This is a genomic window from Haloglomus salinum, from assembly GCF_024298825.1.
In the GTDB taxonomy this organism is placed as follows: domain Archaea; phylum Halobacteriota; class Halobacteria; order Halobacteriales; family Haloarculaceae; genus Haloglomus; species Haloglomus salinum.
The window spans coordinates 2,641,344-2,661,023 of sequence record NZ_CP101153.1 but is presented as its reverse complement, the minus strand read 5'-3'; the positions used below and the strand labels follow the sequence as shown (position 1 = coordinate 2,661,023).

The 19,680-nt window shown below is 69.0% G+C and carries 18 protein-coding genes; 9 read left to right on the top strand and 9 right to left on the bottom strand.

From position 1 onward, the window contains the following. Window position 1: 1 nt before the first annotated feature. Window positions 2–277 (bottom strand): hypothetical protein, encoded by a 276-nt coding sequence (locus NL115_RS12805; protein WP_254829748.1) that lies wholly within the window; start codon window positions 275–277, stop codon window positions 2–4. Window positions 278–365: 88 nt separating this feature from the next. Between NL115_RS12805 and NL115_RS12800 the strand changes: the two genes are divergently transcribed. The 3 genes from NL115_RS12800 (at window position 366) to NL115_RS12790 (ending at window position 1,962) form a co-directional block, all read left to right on the top strand. Next, entirely contained in the window at window positions 366–1,181 is an 816-nt protein-coding gene (locus tag NL115_RS12800) for a CAP domain-containing protein (protein ID WP_254829747.1), read from the top strand. 88 nt (window positions 1,182–1,269) lie between these two features. Beyond that, entirely contained in the window at window positions 1,270–1,530 is a 261-nt protein-coding gene (locus tag NL115_RS12795) for a hypothetical protein (RefSeq protein WP_254829746.1), read from the top strand. Between the two features lie 210 nt (window positions 1,531–1,740). Further along, window positions 1,741–1,962, top strand: coding sequence for a DUF7385 family protein (locus tag NL115_RS12790; protein WP_254829745.1), 222 nt, complete (start codon window positions 1,741–1,743; stop codon window positions 1,960–1,962). Here the strand turns inward: NL115_RS12790 and NL115_RS12785 are convergent. From NL115_RS12785 to NL115_RS12750, 8 genes are all read right to left on the bottom strand, one after another. After that, window positions 1,946–2,617 carry an HAD family hydrolase gene (locus NL115_RS12785; protein WP_254829744.1) on the bottom strand — a complete coding sequence of 224 codons (672 nt, stop codon included), beginning with the start codon at window positions 2,615–2,617 and terminating at the stop codon, window positions 1,946–1,948. The genes NL115_RS12790 and NL115_RS12785 overlap by 17 nt on opposite strands. A gap of 104 nt (window positions 2,618–2,721) precedes the next feature. After that, window positions 2,722–3,123 (bottom strand): LWR-salt protein, encoded by a 402-nt coding sequence (gene lwrS, locus NL115_RS12780; protein ID WP_254829743.1) that lies wholly within the window; start codon window positions 3,121–3,123, stop codon window positions 2,722–2,724. Window position 3,124: 1 nt separating this feature from the next. Beyond that, the gene (locus tag NL115_RS12775; protein WP_254829742.1) at window positions 3,125–3,403 is read right to left on the bottom strand and encodes a 4a-hydroxytetrahydrobiopterin dehydratase; all 279 of its coding nucleotides are present in this window, start codon (window positions 3,401–3,403) and stop codon (window positions 3,125–3,127) included. A 70-nt stretch (window positions 3,404–3,473) separates the two neighbouring features. Beyond that, entirely contained in the window at window positions 3,474–4,331 is an 858-nt protein-coding gene (locus NL115_RS12770; protein ID WP_254829741.1) for a COX15/CtaA family protein, read from the bottom strand. Window positions 4,332–4,495: 164 nt separating this feature from the next. After that, window positions 4,496–8,089, bottom strand: a complete 3,594-nt coding sequence (locus NL115_RS12765) for a DUF7282 domain-containing protein (RefSeq protein ID WP_254829740.1) — start codon at window positions 8,087–8,089, stop codon at window positions 4,496–4,498. Between the two features lie 329 nt (window positions 8,090–8,418). Continuing rightward, window positions 8,419–9,549, bottom strand: a complete 1,131-nt coding sequence (locus NL115_RS12760; protein ID WP_254833089.1) for an asparagine synthase C-terminal domain-containing protein — start codon at window positions 9,547–9,549, stop codon at window positions 8,419–8,421. 20 nt (window positions 9,550–9,569) lie between these two features. Next, entirely contained in the window at window positions 9,570–10,253 is a 684-nt protein-coding gene (locus NL115_RS12755; protein ID WP_254833088.1) for a PHP domain-containing protein, read from the bottom strand. Between the two features lie 102 nt (window positions 10,254–10,355). Next, window positions 10,356–11,384 (bottom strand): hypothetical protein, encoded by a 1,029-nt coding sequence (locus NL115_RS12750; RefSeq protein WP_254829739.1) that lies wholly within the window; start codon window positions 11,382–11,384, stop codon window positions 10,356–10,358. 148 nt (window positions 11,385–11,532) lie between these two features. Between NL115_RS12750 and purL the strand changes: the two genes are divergently transcribed. The 6 genes from purL (at window position 11,533) to NL115_RS12720 (ending at window position 19,650) form a co-directional block, all read left to right on the top strand. Further along, window positions 11,533–13,722 carry a phosphoribosylformylglycinamidine synthase subunit PurL gene (purL, locus tag NL115_RS12745; protein WP_254829738.1) on the top strand — a complete coding sequence of 730 codons (2,190 nt, stop codon included), beginning with the start codon at window positions 11,533–11,535 and terminating at the stop codon, window positions 13,720–13,722. Window positions 13,723–14,153: 431 nt separating this feature from the next. After that, window positions 14,154–14,705 carry a DUF7097 family protein gene (locus NL115_RS12740; RefSeq protein WP_254829737.1) on the top strand — a complete coding sequence of 184 codons (552 nt, stop codon included), beginning with the start codon at window positions 14,154–14,156 and terminating at the stop codon, window positions 14,703–14,705. Between the two features lie 48 nt (window positions 14,706–14,753). Then, entirely contained in the window at window positions 14,754–15,188 is a 435-nt protein-coding gene (locus NL115_RS12735) for a VOC family protein (RefSeq protein ID WP_254829736.1), read from the top strand. Window positions 15,189–15,291: 103 nt separating this feature from the next. Further along, complete coding sequence (locus NL115_RS12730) at window positions 15,292–15,846, top strand: GMP synthase subunit A (RefSeq protein ID WP_254829735.1); 555 nt, start codon at window positions 15,292–15,294, stop codon at window positions 15,844–15,846. 103 nt (window positions 15,847–15,949) lie between these two features. Beyond that, the gene (locus NL115_RS12725) at window positions 15,950–17,815 is read left to right on the top strand and encodes a DUF2070 family protein (protein ID WP_254829734.1); all 1,866 of its coding nucleotides are present in this window, start codon (window positions 15,950–15,952) and stop codon (window positions 17,813–17,815) included. A gap of 65 nt (window positions 17,816–17,880) precedes the next feature. Next, the gene (locus tag NL115_RS12720) at window positions 17,881–19,650 is read left to right on the top strand and encodes a site-2 protease family protein (protein ID WP_254829733.1); all 1,770 of its coding nucleotides are present in this window, start codon (window positions 17,881–17,883) and stop codon (window positions 19,648–19,650) included. Window positions 19,651–19,680 lie beyond the last annotated feature (30 nt).

Sequence of the window (19,680 nt, the reverse complement as noted above, 5' to 3'; positions counted from 1 at the left end):
CCTATCGGCGCCGGTAGAGTACGTCGGCGAGGGCGGCTCCGACCATCATCGGCAGGAAGAGCGACAGCCCGACCACGAGCACGAGCGTCGCCCACCGTGCCCCGCCGGGCGGCCAGAGCTGCGGCCACAGGTCGGCCAGCGGGCCCCGGAACCAGAGGACCGCCAGCACGAGGAAGAGGAACCCCGTCGCCAGGCGGACCAGTCGGCGGCGGGACTCGTCCCCGGGGGCCTCGTCGTCCAGTACGCCGAGCGGGTCGTCCGGGTCGGGTGCCGTCACGTGATTCCCTTCGAGCGGGGGGCGTTAACGGCTTTCGACGCCCCCGGGACAGCGTTATCAACTCGGGGGGCTAGCGGGAACCAACGACATGGCGAACAAGATCGCGCTGCTCCTGCTTGGGGGAATCGTCGTCACAGCGACGAGCGCGGGCGCCGCCATCGGTGTGTATCTCGATGGCGGCGGGCCGTTGCTCGAGAGTGGCGGCGACGGCGAGGACGGCAGCGCAGCCCCGACGCCCACGCTGACCGCCACCGCCACGGCGGCCACAGATACGGGTGACGCTGGCGGTAACAGTGACGATGGGGGTGGAACCGCGACCGAGAAGCCGGGGAGCGCCGGCACGACACCACCGCCGACATCGACCGGAACGCCGCCGCCGACCGCGACATCCGAGCCGGACGCGACGGCGACACCGGGCCCGATCCGCCCCGACTCGTTCAACGAGACGAAGATCCAGCTGCTGGTCGTCGAGGAGATCAACGACCGGCGCGTCGAGCGCGGGCTGGAGAAGCTCCGCTCCGACGAGGTGCTGACCAGGATGGCCGGGAACCACAGCCGCCGGATGAGCGAACAGGGCTACGTCTCCCACGCTGCAGGGGGGTACACGACCGCGGACCGCTACCGTCGGAACGGGATGTACGACCGGTGCAAAGTGTTCAACGATGACGAGACCAGGATTCGTGAGGGGAAGCAACTCGAAACGCTTGAGAAGGTGTCTGCAGGGGGAGAATACGGCGGACAGGTCAACCGCAACGACCGAGACGTCGCCGTCGACGCAGTCGAGAAGTGGTTCACAGAGAACTCCGACCGGCGTAAGTTGACGTTCGAGAACGCTGAACTCCTCGGCGTCGGCGTCCACGTCAGTGGGAGCAACCGTGCGTACCTGACGGCGGATCTCTGCTGAGATACACGGGTCATCTCCTGGTAGACTCGGTATCCCGACTCACGCCCCCGACACTGTTAAGTGGTAGCACGACCCATATACCGGCGCTATGCCCCCGCAGAGCCACCCGGCGGACGAACGCATCCTCGAGTTCTTCGGGGACAACCCACCCGAGTACGTCCCTATCGTGGCCAACCGGCTGGGGATCCACGTCCGATACGCGGAGCGACGGGTGGAACGCCTGGTCGAACAGGGGCTCCTCGAGCCGGTGAGCAAGGAGGTGATATACACGACGACCGACGCTGGTGAGCGTGTCATCGCCGGCGAGGCGACCATCGGTGCCGCGATGGAGGCGGCCCTGGACGACTAAGCTTCGACTACTCCCGCGGGGAGACGGGGCATGGATGCCGTAGACCGCTTCGTGCCTCTCGGAACCACCTCATCACACTCGCGCTCGGCGCCGGCATCGGCGCCGTCCTGGCAGGGTTCGTGGCTTCGGACGAGTCGGGAGGGTCAGCGTGGGCGTGACCCGCGGGACTGGATGGGTCGAATTTAAGCAGTCGGCGCCGTAGCCGTCGGTATGGACGAGTTCGACGAAATCGTCTCCTCGTGTACGCCCCGCGAGACCGGCGCCGTCGATATCTACCAGAACACGGTCGGGCTGGCGTGCCCGTCCTGTGACGAGCCGTTCGACGACCTCATCGTCTCGAAGGAGTTCACCCGCCTCAACCTCTCCCGGCAGATGGACATCTGCGCGACGGTCCACGAGGGGAGTCCGGTCCTGTTCACCCACCGGAAGTAGCGTCGGGTACCCGGCCCGTCCCGGGGGCGAGTGCGTCGAGGCTCCGGAGCCGCCGGTCTCCCAGCACACAGCAGCCGCGCCGCTCGTGGCCGTGGCGCTCGACGTGGACTCCCTCCAGCCCGGCGTTCCACGCCGCCCCCACGTCCGAGGGGTTGTCGCCGACCAGCGGCCCGGAGGGGTCCCGTCCGACGCCGAGGTCGGCGAGTGCCAGCTCGACCGGTCGGGCGTCGGGTTTCCAGCCCGTCTCCGCGTCACAGCAGACGACCGTGTCGAACCAGTCGCGCAGGTCCAGCCGGTCCAGCACGGGCTCGGTGAGATAGGACTGGCAGTGGGTCACCAGCCCGACCGGCTCGTCGAGCGCACCGACCCACTCGGCGTCGTCGTAGCAGAACGCGGCCTCGGCGCGGGCGATAGGGTCCTCGACCTCGTGGAACGTCTCCCAGAACGCCTCGACATCGACGCCACGCTCGGCCAGCACGTCGTTCGCGCCCGCGCCGAACCCGTGCCAGATGGCCTCGGCCTCGGTGGGACCGAACTCGTGGCCGAGCCGGTCGCCGACCTCGCCGAGTGTCTCGTGGATGTACGACGGCTCGACATCCACCAGCGTCCCGTCGAGGTCGAACAGCCAGACGTCGTAGTCCGCGGCGTGACTCATCCGGACACAGTGTAGCCGGCCGATGGACAAGTATCTGCTGACCACGCATCGGCCGGCAGGGACGGCCACGGTCGGCGCGTTCGGCGTGTTCGGCCGCGAGCACCCTACTCCCGGACGTGGATGGAGGACCCGAGGTACTTGTGCAGGACCTCGTCGACATCGTCGGTACGGAAGAGCGAGAGGTCCGCCGCGATGGCCTCGCGCAGCGCCGACAGATACGCCTCGTCGGTCCGGAGTTCGCGGAAGGCGACCGAGACCACCTCGACCCCGAGTGCCTCGCTCGCCAGGTCGCACAGGTGCGCCTCGTCGTTCGCCTCACCCCGCCAGCAGTTGTCGCGGAAGAACAGCCAGCCCGCCTCACCCGGCGGGTCGGCCCGTCGCTCTAGCGTCGTCTCGAACGTCTCGGGGGCGACGGTCACGCCCTCTTCCGGCTCCAGTCGGAACGTGACACGGAAGACGTACGCCGCGTCCCCGACGCCCGGACCTCCTCGCCGCTCGTCGGCCATCTCAGTCGGCGAGTTCGTTCAGCCGCTCGGCGAGGTCGATGTCCTTCGTCGTGACGCCCCCCTCCTCGTGGCTGGTCAACTCGACGGTCACCTCGCGCCACTCGACGGTCAGCGTCGGATGGTGGAACGCCTCCTCGGCGAGTCCGCCCGCGCCCGAGGCGAAGCCGACACCCTCGAGGTAGGAGTCGAACTCGTAGGTCCGCTCGATCCGGTCGCTCTCGTGGCTCCAGCCGTCGGGGAGCTGCGCGTCGATCTCATCGTCGGACAGGAGGTCTGCCATGGCCGTGGCCACGACCGGCGGGCGGATAAGACTACGGCCAGTCCGGGCCCTCGCCCAACACGCCGGTGACTCAGTCGTCGCCCCGGCTGCCGCGCTCGGCTCCCGACAGCTCACGCGAGCGGCCGGTGGCCGGCGGGCGGGTGTGGGCAGCGGCGAAGGACAGGTAGAACGCCAGCAGTGTTCCGCCCGTCATCACCAGTTGCGCACTCGCGCCGAACACCTGCCGACCCAGCACCAGAAGCCCACCGAGCACGACCGCTGCGAGGCTGGTCGCCAGCGTCATGCGCGGTTCACTCCCCGCCTCGCGGCTCCAGACGGCAGCCCAGCAGAGTGCTGCCAGTGCCGCCAGCCCGACGGCGTACAGCGCGACCTGTGCGGTCGCCCCGTAGACGAACACGAGCCGGGGCGAGAGGACGAGGAAAGCCGGCAGGAGCGCGGCCGCGGCCAGCGTCGCCCGGCGGGCCGCCCCGGCCGTGACGGACCCGGCGAACGTCCACCCGGTCGCCAGCGCCACACCGGCGTAGATGACCGTCGCCGTCGAGAAGTGCGCCGTCAGGATGACCCACTCGTACTCCGTGACGGTCAGGGCACCCAGGACGATCTGTGCGGGCAGCAGGACCGTCGCGACGGTCAGTGCGCCACGCACGCGGCGCGAGAGCCCCGCCCGCCACGCGTGGCCGGTGGCCCCGAGGATGACGAACCCCGTCACCATCGCGACGAGCCGGTGGAACCACTCGATGAAGCTCATCCAGTCGGCCGGGAACAGGCCGAACACCGCACCGTCACACAGTGGCCACCGCTGGGCACACGTCAGTCCGGCACCCGCTGCTGCCGTGTACACGCCCAGCAGCATCAGAATCCCCGTGAGTGCGGTCGTCCCCGCGAGGTAATGTCGGAAGGACAGTTCCGACCGGGACGGGAGGTCCATACCCGCGTTCGGGGTGGGATGGACTTAGGCGTCTCCCTTCGGTCCCAGACGCTGGGACCGGACCGGCACCATGGGCACGGAGACAGATGTCTCTCCGTCGTCGTGTGGCGCGCGAAAGAATGGAACCGCGAAGTCAGTTCGAGAACCCGTGAGGGTTCCGTGTGTTAGTCGCGACGGCGGAGCGCGATGAGGGCGGCACCGACGAGCGCGATCAGCGAGACAGCCAGGCCGAAGCCGGGCTGACCGTCGCTGCTCGTGGTCGTCGTCTCCTCACCATCGGTCGGCGTCGGCTCGTCTGCCTCGGTCGGCGTCGGAGTCGGCTCGTCGGCCTCGGTCGGCGTCGGAGTCATCTCGCCAGCGAGCGAGATCTGCCCGCTGTCGAGGACGATCTGACCGTCCGCGTTCAGGTACGGACCGTCGTCGTCGCCGTTGGACGAGACGAAGTCGTACGTCTCGTCGCCGTCCGTGTCACGGTGCGGCATGGCGAAGAACTGCCCGCTCTCCTCGACCGGGGTGTCCAGGCTGACGTTGATGTCGGCGCTGGTCCCGCTGTCGAGGTAGGCGGACGTGCCACGCACGGAGCCGAACGGATCGTCGGACACCGTGGCGTCGTGGATGGTCACGAAGCCACCGTCGGGGAGACGCGCGCTCTCGACGAGCACGTTGTCACCGCTGGTGGTCTGGTCGTTGAGGGTGACCGTAGCGACGCGCTCGACCGTGATGGTCGCGGCGTCGGTGACGGGGTTACCCTCGCCGTCCACGTAGGGGCCGTCGTCGGCGCCCTCACTCGTGACGAAGTCGTAGGTCTCGTCACCGTCGGAGTCCAGGTGCGGCATCGCGTAGTACGTGCCGGACCCGGACGGAGCGATCGGCGAGTCGAGCTCGACCGTGACGTTCTCGGTCGTACCTTCCTCGAGGTACTCGGAGGTGCCACGGACGGAGTCGAAGACGGCACCGTCAGAGACGAGCGTGGAGTCGTGGATCGTCACGAAGCCACCCTCGGAGACGGTGACGCTCTCGACGTTGACGCTCGTCGCCTGACCCGTGAAGGTCTGGTTGCTGAACGTCGCAGCGCCGACCTGGGCCGAACCAACCTGGCCGGGCGTCTCGGCGTTGTCCTCGAGACCCTGGCCCGGGACGGTCGCGGTGAAGCTAGTGTTCGACGGGACGTCCGAGAAGTCGAGCGTCGCGTTGAACGTACCGTCCGCCAGGACATCGACATCGGCCGTCTTCAGGAACGCACCCTCACCGCTGGCACGGGCACGGACGGTGATCTCGGTGTTCGGAGCGAGGTTGGTCGTTCCAGTGATGGTCTGACCTTCCGCGGCCTCGACCGTGATGATGCCCTGCTCGTTCGTGTCGAAGGTGAGCTCGCGCTCTTCGTACTCGAACGTGTCGGAGACGACCTCCGCCTCGTCCTCACCGGAGTCGTCGTCATCGACGTAGAAGTTGTCCTCCGGGACGGCGAACGACGCGTTGTACGTCTCACCGTCCTCGAGGTTGATTTCCCGGGAGTCGAACACGATGTACATCGTGTCGTTATCCTGGTCCGGGTAGACGGTCGCACCGCCGATGTTCAGACTGTCCGCGTCGGCGTTGGGGCCCTCTTCCTGCAGCGCGAGGGACACACCGAGGCGGCTCAGCTCGCTAGCAGTGTACGAGAGCTCGTCGCTCTCGTCGCCCTGCTTGAGGTAGTCACCGAACGGGGCGGAGTCCTCGTTACCGAGGTAGTCGTCACCAGCGTCGTTGGGGTAGCCGAAGACGCCGGAGACGTTCGCCTGCAGAACGACGAGGTCGTTCTGCGCGACAGCGTCGGACTGCACGATATCGCTGCGCAGGTCCTCAGCGTCGTCGTAGCTGCCAGCAGCACCGGTCGGGGCGGAGTAGACCGCCGCGCTGTCGGTGCTGCGCTCTTCGAGCGTCAGGACCGAAAGGTCCTGCTCCACGGGCGGCGTGGAGCTGTCGCCGTCAGTGTCGACGCGAGCCGAGAGGTCGTAGTCGCCGGCCTCGAGCGGCTCGTCGTCCGGCACACCGTCGGCGATCGTGGCACCGACGATGAGGTCATCCTCGGTGTTGAACGCAGCCGATGCGTCCTGGTCAGCGACACCACCAGCGAGGTAGGTGTTGAAGCTGAAGTTGACGCGGTCGTTGTCGTCGTCGTCACGGATGCGGACCTTCTGCTCGAAGTTGACGTCCGAGCTGTTACCGAACACGACGGTGACCGTGTCGGTCTCCTCGAGTGCGACGCTGACGCCCACGACGTCACCGCGCTGCTGCACGATGGCGTTGCGAGCGAATGTGGCGTCGATGTCGTCCTCCTCGTTGACCGTGATGGAGGCCGTGTCCTGAGCGGACGAGTCGGTGACGTTGAACGTGAAGTCGTAGTCACCGGTGTCGATCTCCGAGAAGTCAGCCTCGGCCGTGAAGTCGGTGTCCGTGACGGTGAACGTGATGTTCTCGTCGCGGACGGACTCGGTCCCGTCAGTGGAGTCACTGTCGGGCTCGAGGTCGGCCACACCGCTGCCGTCGAAGATGCGGAACAGGTCGTCCTGATCGAGGCCGTCTGCCTCGACCTCAACCTGGTAGCCGGAGCGGACCGGCGAGTCGAAGTCGATGTCGACGGTGTCACCGGATGCGACGGAGTCCTCGTCGAACTCCGTGTCGAGCGTCTGGACGACGATCTCGGTGGATTGGTCACCCTCACCGGCGCCGCTGCTCGACGCTTCGGTCTGGGTGATGAAGTCAGCGTTCGCGTCCACGATGCCGGCCGTTCCTTCGGTCTCGACGTAGTTGCCCTGACCGTCGGTGATGACGTAGTTGCCCTCCAGGTCCGACGTGTCGATCAGCGTCGAGGCGGAGTAGTCGCCCGAGCTGATGCCGGAGCCGTCCGGGGCACTGGGACCGTCCGTATCGAGCGTGATGTCACGCTCGAGCGAACTGGAGTCGTAGCCACCGGTGGTCGAGTCGAAGCCGCTGACCGACCGGAGCTGGTAGTCGATAGAGCCGCCCTCGGGGCTGCTCTGACCCTCTTCGTAGCTGGAAGTCACTGCGAAGAAGAGGTCCTGACCCTGGTACCGAGTCGCCTGGTCGTCCCAGACATCGTCAGCGCCAGTGCCGGGCGCGGCGGCTTCATCGTCACCGCTGACCGAGTCGGTCTCCTCGTCAACGTCCAGATCAGCCGTCACCTCGTCGAAGGCGCTGCTGCTCTGGGGGTCGAGGTCGATTGTGCCCTCGTACGTACCCTGCGTGGACGGGTTCTGGAACTGGTTATCCGCGATACGCAGTTCGATGATGTCGTCCGCGTCGAGGTTGTTGTACGCACTCGGGAGGCCGACCTTGATGGTGTCGCCCTCGTTCGAGAGACCACTGACCGTGGCCTCGTCGAGGTCGGTGGCTCCAGCAGGGTCGTACGTACCGCCATCGTCAGCGGACGTAGCCTTGATGTTGCCAGGGGCGACCGTCGCGTCGTAGACGACGATTTCGACCTCAGCGTCGTCGACGCGACCGAAGTCGCCGTCGAAGCCACTGGCACCGCTGAAGTCAACCTGATACTCCTGGAAGCCATTGTTATCAGTGGACTCCCAAGTTGCCTGTGCAATCAGCTCGCTCGTCTGCTCCGCATTGGCATTCCCGTTGTCGAAGTTGCCACTCTGAAGGGCAACCGCCGATCCTGAGAGCGCAATCGTGCCCGCGAAGACGGACACGACCATCAGGACGGCAAGGGTGATGCCGCGGAGTTTCTCGTGTGTTCCTGTCATGTTTGGTATTTCTCGCAACCGCAATCGGCAACAACAGTTTCCACCGCAACCCGGGGCACGCCGGCGCCGTTCGCCTCGTGCACAGACCCGAGCGGGGTACTCCGTGCTGTCACCATGGGTAGGGGTACGGCCAGAACAAGCCGCGGGTATAATAAATGCTTTCTGGTCAAACATGAGTCGCGACACCGCTTCACACGCGCTGTGGGCCCCGGATTCGGCCGGAAAGCATTTACCCCGATGCTCGCCGGATGGATGACTATCGAACGACGGTCGTCTGCCGGGTGTCGAACATGCGGCAGACAGGCGGCCACGGACCCCCGCGCGACGCCTCAATCCGAACGCGACGGGCGACGGATATCCGGGACACTACCGGCCCGGTCACCGACGAACCGTGCCACGTGTGCCCCCTCGGAGCGTTCGAACCCGGCCTCGCGGGCCAGCCGGTCGAGTTCACGGGCAACCCGGCTCCCGTACTGGGCCGCTCGCTTCCCGCGGAACGCGACGCGGTCGGGGACGAGCGAACGCGCCGCCCGCCGGAGGGCGACCTTCCGCTCGCCACGCTCGCTCACCAGCAGTCGCTCGGGCAATCCGAGGGCGGCACGGACCACCGCGTCGTGGAGTAGCGGTGCGACAGGTTCGGCGCCCGCCGCCCGTAGCGCGAGGACATCCCGCTCCAGCTGGTCGGGCAACCCGGTGACGACCTCGCGGACTGCATCTCGGACGGTACCTGCCGAGAGACGCGGGTCCTCCGGAGCCCGTGCGACCTTGTCGTAGCCGCCGAACAGTTCGTCGGCACCCTGCCCCACGGCCAGTCGTCCGTACCCATCCTCGCATGCGCGACGCGCGACCGCGACCAGCGGCACCGCGATGGCCACGTCCATGGCGTTCGTCCGCCCGGTCGCGCGGGCGACGGAGACGGCGTGGTCGCGGATGGCGGCGTGGTCGAGTTCGACGACGGTGAGGTCGTCCGCACGGTCACAGAGGCGAGCGGCTTCCCGTGCGGCCTCGATATCCGGACTCCCCGGGACGCCCGCGACGTAGAGTGGCGCCCGCGGGAACCCCGCGGCCACGACGGCCGAGTCGACGCCGCCGGAGAACGCGACCGCGAGGTCGTCCCGGCCCGACGGCACGGCGGCGACGCTCTCGGCGATGGCGTCCCGAACATCCCGCACGGCCCGGCGGCCGTCGGGAGTCGGGGGTGGGTCGGGAAGCGACCAGCCCCGCTCGTCGCCGTCGGCCGAGCGGACCGTGCCCGCGGGGAGCCGGACCGGCGTGTCGAGAGCCGCCGGGTCGGCGCTGGCCACCTCGTGGTCGTCACGCTCGGTGAACAGCGGATAGCGGCCGAGTACGTCCCGGACGGGACGTCCATCGGGGAGCGTCCCCGCGAACCCGTGGGTACCGGGGAGCGGGTCATCCTCGCGGAGCGCTCGCGCCACGAGGTCGGCGTCGAAGCCCTGCATCGACGACGAGTCGGGCAGCATCAGAACGGGGCCAGCATGGCCTGTCTCGCCCGGCGGAGGATGCCGCCGCCGAACTGCCGGAAGCTGACGCGCCAGGGCGTGCGTTTGCCGACAACGGTCGTCCGGCCCTCGCGGACCGCGTCGAGGATGCTGGTCACGTCCTCGTGGGTCGTGTCGACCTCGGTGACGGCCTGCCCGACCATCTCGCTGATGTGGGCGTCGCTCCCGGCGGTCATCGGGAGGCCGTGTTCCCGGGCGAAACGCTCGGCCCGGCGGTTCGACCGGCCGGTGAGGAGCCGGGAGTTGTACACCTCGATGGCGTCCGCGCTCGAGAGCTGGCCACGCGTGATGTGGGCGGCGACCCCGTGCCGGGACTTCTGGAAGGGGTGGGGCACGACCGCGATACCGCCCTGGGCGTGGATTCGGTCGAGCGTCTCGTCGTAGGAGAGCCCGGGCGGGACGGCCTCCTCGACGCCGAGTCCGAGCACGTGACCGGCCTCGGAGGTGATCTCCATCCCGGGAATCCCCACGAGGTCGTACTCGGGCGCGAGGTCCGCAGCGCGAAGGGAAGCATCGATCTCGTCGTGGTCGGTCACGGCGAGCGCGTCCAGTCCGACGGCCTCGGCCTGGCCGAGGAGGAGCTCGACCGGGTCATGCCCGTCGTACGACAGCGACGAGTGGGAATGGAACTCGACCGACAGCACGCTCCACCGTTCGGGCGACCGGGCCAAAAGCACGCCGGTGTCCGGGCAGTCCACGCCCGGTCACCCCGCTCGGTCGGCCGTGGGCGGGTCGTGGTCCGTGGGTCACCGTGGCCCGGGAGGCGTCGGCGTGACCGTCGCGTTCGTGGCCGCGAGCGCCGCGCCGTACCAGTCGGGCCGACCGACCCGGACCCCGCCGACCTCGTAGCGGCCCTGCTTGGTCACCCGCACCCGCTCGCCAGCGACGACAGCGGTGTACTGGAGGTCGTACCTGCGGATGCGCCCGCGCGTGTCGACGAAGACCGCGAGGCTCGCGTTCCGTGGGTCGGTCCCCGGCCCGACCGTCTCGAGTGCGGAGGGACCGGTGAACGCGGTGTCGACCAGCCGGTAGCCGACGAGTGTTCCGTCCACGGACGGCGTGGACCGGGTCCCGCGGACCGGAACCGGCCGGGGAGTCCCGCTCGCCGTGGCCGTTCCCCCGCGCGAATCGCGCGTTCCGGGCGCTACGGTGGGCATGGAGGAACGCCGCGACCGGCGCTCGACCGGACGCATCTCGAAGGCCGAGAACAGCGCCAGCAACTCCCCACGGTTCGGCGGCGGGCTGTAGTACTCCCGCTGGGCCAGATAGCGGTCGGGGGCGATGCGCGCGTACTCGGGCGCGCCATCGTGTGGCCGGAACCGCGAGAGGAACCGGTCCCCGTCGGTCCAGATATCGAACCGGCCGGGCGGCGCCCGGACGCTCGCGGCCGAGGGGCCAGTCACCTCGTTCGAGAGCTGGTAGCGCTCCGCGCCAGAGCCGACCTGTGCGGTCGTCACCTCGCGGGTCCGGAGCGTCCCGTTCGGGTAGCGGACGGTCGTCGTCTGTCGAGCGCGGTAGGACGCAGCGGTGATGCCGACGAGGTGTGCGTCGACGAGTGCGAACGGGTCGACGAGGCGCTCGGTCGTCACGCCGGGGACGAGTCGCCGGTCGGCCGTGCCTGTCGAGCGTGCGGCCGGGGCGCGCGTCTGCCGGTCGGCCTCGGGAACCGGCACCGGCGTGAGGGTGTCGGTGGGTGAGCCGCCCGACGGGGCGCCGGCGAAGCCGCTGCAGCCGGCGAGAACGACCAGCACGGCGACCACGAACCCCCGGAACACGGCCGGACACACGGACTGCGGCGGGGTAAATCGGTCGCCCGGGTACAGACCGACGACTCGACGGCTGGACGTTCGAACCGCGTGGGGAGGCGTGCCGACCGTCCCGGGGATGGAAAGCGCTTTCCACGGGCACGCCGGACCCGCCGGTATGCCGCTTGCACCCTCGGACCGCGAACTCGTCACCGAGGAGCTGGGTCGGGACCCTACGCCAGCCGAGGAAGCGCTCTTCGAGAACCTCTGGAGCGAGCACTGCGCCTACCGCTCCTCACAGCCGTTGCTCTCGGCGTTCGACTCCGAGGGCCCGCAGGTCGTCGTCGGCCCGGGCGACGACGCCGCCGTCGTGGCGCTCCCCGTCCCCGGCACCGAGGACGACGCGGAGACCCGCTACTCGGACACCTACATCACGATGGGCGTCGAGTCGCACAACCACCCCTCCTACGTCGACCCGTTCGACGGCGCCGCGACGGGCGTCGGCGGCATCGTCCGGGACACGATGTCGATGGGCGCCTACCCCATCGCGCTGGCCGACTCGCTGTACTTCGGCGACTTCGACCGCGAGCACTCGCGCTACCTGTTCGAGGGTGTCGTCGAGGGCATCTCCCACTACGGCAACTGCATCGGTGTCCCGACGGTCTCGGGCTCGGTCGCCTTCCACGACCACTACGAGGGGAACCCGCTCGTCAACGTCGCCTGCGTCGGCCTGCTGGACGAGGAGCGTCTGGTCACGGCCGCCGTGCAGGAGACCGGGAACAAGCTCGTCCTCGTCGGGAACGGAACCGGCCGGGACGGGCTCGGCGGCGCCTCCTTCGCCTCCGAGGACCTCGCAGAGGACGCCGAGACGGAGGACCGCCCCGCCGTCCAGGTGGGCGACCCGTACACGGAGAAGCTCCTCATCGAGGCCAACGAGGAACTCGTCGACAACGACCTCGTGCGCGCGGCGCGCGACCTCGGCGCGGCCGGGCTGGGCGGCGCGTCCTCGGAGATGATCGCGAAGGGCGGCCTCGGGGCCGAGATCGAACTCGAGCGTGTCCACCAGCGCGAGCCGAAGATGAACGCGCTGGAGATTCTCCTCGCCGAGTCCCAGGAGCGGATGTGCTACGAGGTCCGCCCCGAGGAGGTCGACGCCGTGCGCGACATCGCCGAGAAGTACGACCTCGGCTGCTCGGTCATCGGCGAGGTGACCGAGGACCGCTACGTCTGCACGTTCGAGGGCGAGACGGTCGTCGACGCGCCCGCGGAGTTCCTCGCCGACGGCGCGCCCATGAACGACCTCGACCACGTCGAGCCCGAACAGCCGGCGACGGACCTCCCGTCCCCGGCCCTCGACGCGGCCTTCGAGGCCGTCGTCGGTTCGCCCAACACCGCCTCCAAGGAGTGGGTCTACCGGCAGTACGACCACGAGGTCGGTACCCGTACCGCGCTCCGGCCCGGTGACGACGCGGCGCTCGTTGCAGTGCGTGAGTCGGCGCCCGTCGACGCCGCACCCGGCACCGGCCTCGCGCTCTCCGCCGGCGCGGACCCCAACTGGACGGACGCCGCACCCTACGAGGGTGCCCGTGCGGTCGCCCTGGAGAACGCCACCAACATCGCCGCGAAGGGTGCGCACCCGCTCGCGGCCGTGGACTGCCTCAACGGTGGCAACCCGGAGAAGCCCGACGTGTACGGCGGTTTCCGCGGCATCGTCGACGGCCTCGCCGACGAGTGTGCCGGCCTCGACGTGCCGGTCGTCGGCGGCAACGTCTCGCTCTACAACGACTCCGAGGCGGGCCCGGTCCCGCCGACGCCGACGCTGGCGATGGTCGGCACGAAGCCCGGTTACGACGCCCCGCCCGCTGCATTCGCCGGCGAGGGGACGGTGCTCGTGGTCGGTGACCCCGTGCTCGACGGAGAGGCCGTCCCGCTGGGCGGCTCGGAGTACCTCGCCCAGCACGGCGGAAGCGACGTGTTCCCCACGCCACCCGAGAACGGCACCGAGTTCGTCCGCGCGCTCGCGGGCGTGGCCGACCACGACGCCACCCACGCCGTCCACGACGTGAGCCACGGCGGGCTGGCAGTGTCGCTGGCCGAGATGGTGACCGACGCGGCCGGTGCGGACATCGACCTCGGTAACGGGGACGCGGCGCACCTGCTGTTCAACGAGCGAGTGGGCCGCGCCGTCGTCGAGACGACCGACCCCGAGGCCGTTCGCGAGGCGTTCGACGGCGTCGCGCCCGTCCACGAGGTCGGCGCGAGTACGAGCGACGGGTCGCTATCCGTCGCTGCCGGCGGTGAGTCGGTGTCGGTGGGTGTCGAGGAGATTCGCGAACTGCGGTCGGTTATCGACCGCGAACTGGCCTGATTATCGCAGAGTAGCCTGAATTTTCGAAATACAGTGGCGATTCACGACTAATTTGGGGGCGACGCCTACGGCTGTCAGTCAACTGGGCGCGCGCTGGCGGCTGTGCCGAAGGCCGGCCGCCTATACACGCGCGAGGGGCGAGCATCGTGGTTCGAGAGAGCGGCGCTCTCTCGTCATCCCGAAAATCTCTGATTTTCGGAGACAGCGACCGCGGGGAGCGAGAAGCGCAGTTGGTTGGGGAGGCGTGAGGCTCACGGCTACCGACTGACAAACATGCGGCCCTGGTGGAATCGAAGGGCGAGGGCTTCGTAGGAAGCTCCGCCGTCGTTGCAGTCACCGACAGCAGCAATCACATGACCACACAGCCGCGGACGAAGATTGAAACCCGACACCGCCCCAGAAACGACCAGCGCCCACCGAACCAGAACACGATGAAGACCCCGTCAGGAACTTCCGTCGGCGTGGACGACCCGTACGAACACGTCGAGCGCTGCGACCACCTGACCGACGACGGGCGGTGTCGGTACGCCGCCGAGTACGCCCAGCACGACCCGGAGTTCGCCGCCGAGCGCCGGGCCGACGACCTCCGGTGCCCGGCCGCCGACCCTGATGGCGCGTGGGACTGGGCCGACTGCCCGCACTTCCGGGCGCGCCAGCGCTCGCGAGAGTGTATCCGGTGCGGACTGGAGGAGGTCCGCCTGGCCAACGTGGAGGCGCGCGACACCCGGCCGCTGCTCGAGGAGCACCACCTCTCGTACCGTGGCGAGCCCGAAGCGGACATGGCCCACGAGATAACCGTCTACCTCTGTAGATGGTGTCACGCGAAGGTCCACCAGTCGTGGGCCCGGGTCGACGACGACGCCGCGCCGGACCCGGAGGCCATCGCCGCGAAGGAGGAACGCCGCGCCCGCGAGCAGGCCGAGACCGGCTTCGAGACGGCCGCCGAGCGGTTCGACCCCGGTGACACCGACGACAGCAGCTGACAGCGGGGTCGCTCCTGTACTTTTGTCGCCAGACGCGCTCTGTGAGGTATGACCAGCGACCCACACCTCGGCCACGTCCACCTGAAGGTCCGCGACGTGGACCGGGCCATCGAGTTCTACCGCGACGTGCTCGGCCTCGACGTGGCCGAACGGCACGGCAACTTCGCCTTCCTCTCGTTCGGCGCACACCACCACGACCTCGCGCTACAGGGACTCGGCGAGGGCGCTGCCGGACCCGGCCCCGGCGTCGGTCTCTATCACTCGGCGTGGGAGGTGTCCGACGGCACCGCACTGCGCGAGACCTACGAGCGGCTCCACGACCGCGGCGTCGAGGTGGCACCGGTCGACCACGGCATCTCGAAGGCCCTCTACTTCGACGACCCCGCAGGCAACGGGGTGGAGGTGTACCTCGACACGCGCGCGTCACGTGAGGTTGAGGAGTGGGTGGGCCGCAACGAGCGGTTCGACCCGACCGTGCTCTGACCTCTCGGAGCGGCGGTCCCGCAGGAGCGAACCTGAACGAGCCGTTTCTCGCACGTACGCCGTTTCAGGAGGCTTATACCCGTCCACGAGAGAACAGGCAGTAATGACCCGTATCGTCGTGGTGGACAACCACGGACAGTTCACCCATCTGGAGCAGCGGGCACTCCGCGACATCGGTGTCGACACGGACATCGTCGACAACGAGACCCCGCCCGACGAGGTCGACGCCGACGGCATCGTGCTCTCGGGCGGCCCCGACATGGACCGCGTCGGTCGCGCACCCGACTACCTCGACCTCGACATCCCGGTGTTCGGCATCTGTCTGGGGATGCAACTCATCGCCGACGAACTCGGCGGCGAGGTCGGGGCCGGTGACTACGGCGGCTACGCCGACGTGACCGTCCGCATCGACGACGAGGACGACCCGCTCGTCGGCTCGCTGGCCCCCGAGACGCGGGTGTGGGCCAGCCACGCCGACGAGGTCAAGCGCGTCCCCGGCGGCTTCACCCGCACGGCGGAGAGCGACGTCTGCGGCGTCGAGGCGATGAGCGACACCGAGCGCGACCTCTACGGCGTCCAGTGGCACCCCGAGGTCGCCCACACCGAACGGGGCGAAGAGGTATTCGAGAACTTCCGGACGCTCTGCGACAGGCGTTAGCACTACACACACGCCTGTTCTCGTCCGTCAGCCGTCGGACGCGCGCGACCGATTTATGTCGGCGCGCGGGAATTTCAGCGTAACACCCACCGGCAAACCCCCCATGAGCAACACACAGGGCGACCTCGCCTCGCTGTCGCGGTTCATCTTCCGGGCGCCGAGCTGGTACTCCAGCATCGCCTTCGCGCTCCTCATCGCCGCGTTCGCGGGCGTAGCCGCCTTCGAGTCCCAGTTCGTCCTCGAGGACGCCTGGGAGGGCATCTTCTACATCGGTGTCCCGACGGTGGTAGCGTCACTCGTCACGCCCCCCGTCGACCGGCTGTTCGGTGGCCACCTCACGCCCAACCGGGCCTCGCTGCTGGCACTCACCTGCGAACTCGTCGTCGTCGTCGTCCTGACGGCTGCCGGCGCCGTCGCGGTCCTGACACCGCTGGGACAGCAGTTCGTCTTCGACGCGCTCGTGGCGGCGCTGGCCAGCATCTTCGCGCTCCGGCTACTCGTCATCATGGCCGTCTCCCACGAATCCCTGGCCGCCGCCATCGTCCCGGCCAGCATCCAGACGGTCGCCGCCGCCGCCCTCCTGTTCATCTACAGTGGGACCATCCGCCTGTTCGAGGTCGGCGGGCCGCTGACGCAGGTCTTCCTCAACCGCGCGGACCAGGCACCGAGTGAGATCACCGTCGTCGGCCCGGAGACGTTCGTCCTGCTGGCTATCACCTGTGTACTCTACGTCGGCTCAGTCTACGCCTTCCTGCTGGTCATCGACCGCCCGTGGCGCAACTCGCTCGGCGTCTCGGTGCTGGACTTCCTCCGTGGATTCGTCGGCCACATCGCCGAGGGAACAGACGAACTCGAGGAGTTCTTCGAGCAGCTCGGGGAGGAGGCCGTCGTCCCCGTCACCGTCCTCGCGTTCCGCGAGCCCGGCGGCGTCGAGAAGGCCCGGTTCGTCCTGCCGATGATTCACCCCGGCCCGATGGGGGAGATCGGCGGCGGCAACCTCCCCGAGCGCGTGGCCCAGGAGGCCGACGGACTGGCCTTCCCGCCCCACGCCACCGCCGGCCACGACTTCAACCTCGTCACCGCACGCGAGGTCGAGACCATCATCGACGCCGCCGACCGCGCGTTCGACCGCATCGACTACACCGCCGACGCGACCCGCTCGTACCGGACCAGCCACGGCGAGGCGACGCTCATCGGCCAGGCGTTCGGCAAGGACGCGTTCATGACAGCCACCTACGCGCCCGCCTTCGCCGACGACGTGGAGTACGCGGTCGGGCTCTCCGCACAGGCCGAGGCCCGTTCGGGGGGACTCGATGACGTCCTGCTGGCGGACGCTCACAACTGCAACAACGGACTGGAGGGCGACGACCTCGGGCACATCACACCGGGATCGAAGCGCTCGTTCGACATGATACAGGCGGCCGGCCAGCTGGGCGAGACCCTCGCGGCCGCCGAGCGCCATCCCCTCTCGCTGGGCGTCGCGTGGGACCGGACCGACTGGAACCCACAGGACGGCATCGGTCCACTCGGTATCCGCGTCGCCGTCACCGAGGTCGACGACCAGCGCACGGCGTACGTGCTCATCGACGGGAACAACATGGAGCCGGGGCTCCGGGACCGACTGGTCGAGCACCTCCTCTCCGAACTCGATATCGGCGATGTCGAGGCGCTCACGACGGACACGCACATCGTCAACACGGTCGAGGCGGTCAATCAGGTCGGCACCGCCATCGAGGCCGCCCCGCTCGTCGAGGCCGTCGAGGCCGTCACCCGCGAAGCCATCGACGATATCGCCCCCGTCGAGGCCGGGATGGCGACCGAGCGTGCCGAGGTGACCGTCTTCGGCAACGACCGCACCGAGACGCTGGCCTCCCACGCCAACGCGATGATATCGATGGGCGGGGCGCTCGCAGCCGTGTTCATCCTCGCGGTGACGGCCATCAGTGGTCTCATCTTCTTCCTGGCCTGACCCGGGACCGTGCCCGAATCCCGCAACCCGAATCCATTTGAGCCACAGGACCCTCCCCGGAGACAATGGTAAGCACGCTGTGGCTAGTGGGTGGAGGCATCGTCCTCTACACCCTCGTCGCGATGGGCCTGAAGGCGCAGGGCCGGCTCCCCAGGGCCGTCCGGGTGTCCGGACCCATCACGACAATCCACACCCAGCGCGGCAAGGCGTTCCTGAACTGGCTGGCACAGCCCAAACGGTTCTGGCGGGCGTGGGGCAACCTCGGGGTCGGTATCGCGCTCGTCGTGATGGTCGGCTCGTTCGCCCTCGTCGCGTTCGCGGCCGTCTCTGCCATCCAGAACCCGACGCCGACGGCACTGAACGAGCCACAGAACGTCCTCGCCATCCCCGGTGTCAACGACTTCCTCCCGCTCTCCGTGGCGCCGGAGATCCTGACCGGCCTCCTCATCGGCCTCGTGGTCCACGAGGGCGGCCACGGCCTCCTCTGCCGCGTCGAGGACATCGACATCGAGTCGATGGGGCTGGCGCTGCTGGCGTTCATCCCCATCGGCGCGTTCGTCGAGCCGAGCGAAGCCTCCCGGAACCGGGCGAGCCGGGGCGGGCAGACCCGGATGTTCGCGGCCGGCGTCACCAACAACTTCGCGATCTCCGTCGTCGCCTTCCTCCTCCTCTTCGGTCCCGTCGCCGGCAGCATCAGCGTCGCAGCCGGCGTTCCCGTCGGCGGCACGCTCCAGGGCTCGCCCGCCCAGGACGCCGGCATCGACCGCGGGACGGTCATCACGAGCGTCGCCGGCGAGCCCGTCGCGGACGCCGACGCGATGCAGGCCACCCTCGCCGAGTCGCGCGCGGACAGCGTTCCCGTCGAACTCGAGGGCGGCGAGACGGTCACGGTCCAGCGCGAGGTGCTCGTGACAGTCGCGGTCCGAGACGCCCCAATCGCCGTGAACGAGACCGTCACCGCCGTCAACGGGAGCCGCGTCTCGACGGTCGGTGACTTCGAGGACGCCGTCGAGTCCCGCCACGTCGCGGACCTGACGGTACGGAACGAGAGTGGGAGCCGCTCGGTGCGGCTCCCCATCGGGACGTACAGCCTCGTCGCGCCCGACGGCGCGCTCGCTGGGCAGACCGGCCTCTCGGGCGGCGAAACCGTCATCGTCACGGCCATCGACGGCAACCGGACCGTCGACTTCGACGACCTCAGCGCCGTCCTCGACGCGCGCCAGCCCGGGGACACCGTCTCCGTGACGGGCTACGTCGGCGGCTACGACGGCGAGCGCCGCACCGTCGAGGTAGACCTCGGCGGCAGCGGGTCGGACGCCCAGCTCGGCGTGCGGGTCCAGCGCGGCGTCTCCGGGTTCGTCCTCGACGATTTCGGTGTCGATGTCTATCCCGCAGACACCTTCCTGACGGTGCTCGGCGGGGACGGGGGCGGTGACCTCGGCGGCATCGAACGGGCCTACCTCACGCTGGTGCTCCCGTTCGCGTCGCTCACCCTCCCGGAGGTGGGCTACAACTTCGCCGGCTTCGTCGGCCCGGTCACGAACTTCTACACCGTGAGCGGTCCGCTCGGACTGCTCGGTGCCGGGGTCGCCTTCTTCCTCGCCAACCTGCTGTTCTGGACGGCGTGGATCAACCTCATCATCGGTCAGTTCAACTGCGTCCCCACGTATCCGCTCGACGGCGGCCACATCCTCCGGACGACGACCGAGACCGTCGTCTCACGGCTCCCCGTCTCGAACGGCCGGGCGCTCACCTCCGCCGTCACCACGACCGTCAGTATCGTGATGATACTCGGGTTGCTGGTGATGGTGTTCGGACCCCGGTTGCTGACCTGAGGGCGACCATCGTCCCCGGGGACAACGGCC

Coding starts and splice junctions, on each gene's coding strand:
- NL115_RS12760 (WP_254833089.1), bottom strand. CDS start 9,549: ATGCAGGGCTTCGACGCCGACCTCGTGGCGCGAGCGCTCCGCGAGGAT.
- NL115_RS12800 (WP_254829747.1), top strand. CDS start 366: ATGGCGAACAAGATCGCGCTGCTCCTGCTTGGGGGAATCGTCGTCACA.
- NL115_RS12790 (WP_254829745.1), top strand. CDS start 1,741: ATGGACGAGTTCGACGAAATCGTCTCCTCGTGTACGCCCCGCGAGACC.
- NL115_RS12770 (WP_254829741.1), bottom strand. CDS start 4,331: ATGGACCTCCCGTCCCGGTCGGAACTGTCCTTCCGACATTACCTCGCG.
- lwrS (WP_254829743.1), bottom strand. CDS start 3,123: ATGGCCGACGAGCGGCGAGGAGGTCCGGGCGTCGGGGACGCGGCGTAC.
- NL115_RS12740 (WP_254829737.1), top strand. CDS start 14,154: ATGAAGACCCCGTCAGGAACTTCCGTCGGCGTGGACGACCCGTACGAA.
- purL (WP_254829738.1), top strand. CDS start 11,533: ATGCCGCTTGCACCCTCGGACCGCGAACTCGTCACCGAGGAGCTGGGT.
- NL115_RS12785 (WP_254829744.1), bottom strand. CDS start 2,617: ATGAGTCACGCCGCGGACTACGACGTCTGGCTGTTCGACCTCGACGGG.
- NL115_RS12795 (WP_254829746.1), top strand. CDS start 1,270: ATGCCCCCGCAGAGCCACCCGGCGGACGAACGCATCCTCGAGTTCTTC.
- NL115_RS12725 (WP_254829734.1), top strand. CDS start 15,950: ATGAGCAACACACAGGGCGACCTCGCCTCGCTGTCGCGGTTCATCTTC.
- NL115_RS12765 (WP_254829740.1), bottom strand. CDS start 8,089: ATGACAGGAACACACGAGAAACTCCGCGGCATCACCCTTGCCGTCCTG.
- NL115_RS12775 (WP_254829742.1), bottom strand. CDS start 3,403: ATGGCAGACCTCCTGTCCGACGATGAGATCGACGCGCAGCTCCCCGAC.
- NL115_RS12720 (WP_254829733.1), top strand. CDS start 17,881: ATGGTAAGCACGCTGTGGCTAGTGGGTGGAGGCATCGTCCTCTACACC.
- NL115_RS12735 (WP_254829736.1), top strand. CDS start 14,754: ATGACCAGCGACCCACACCTCGGCCACGTCCACCTGAAGGTCCGCGAC.
- NL115_RS12730 (WP_254829735.1), top strand. CDS start 15,292: ATGACCCGTATCGTCGTGGTGGACAACCACGGACAGTTCACCCATCTG.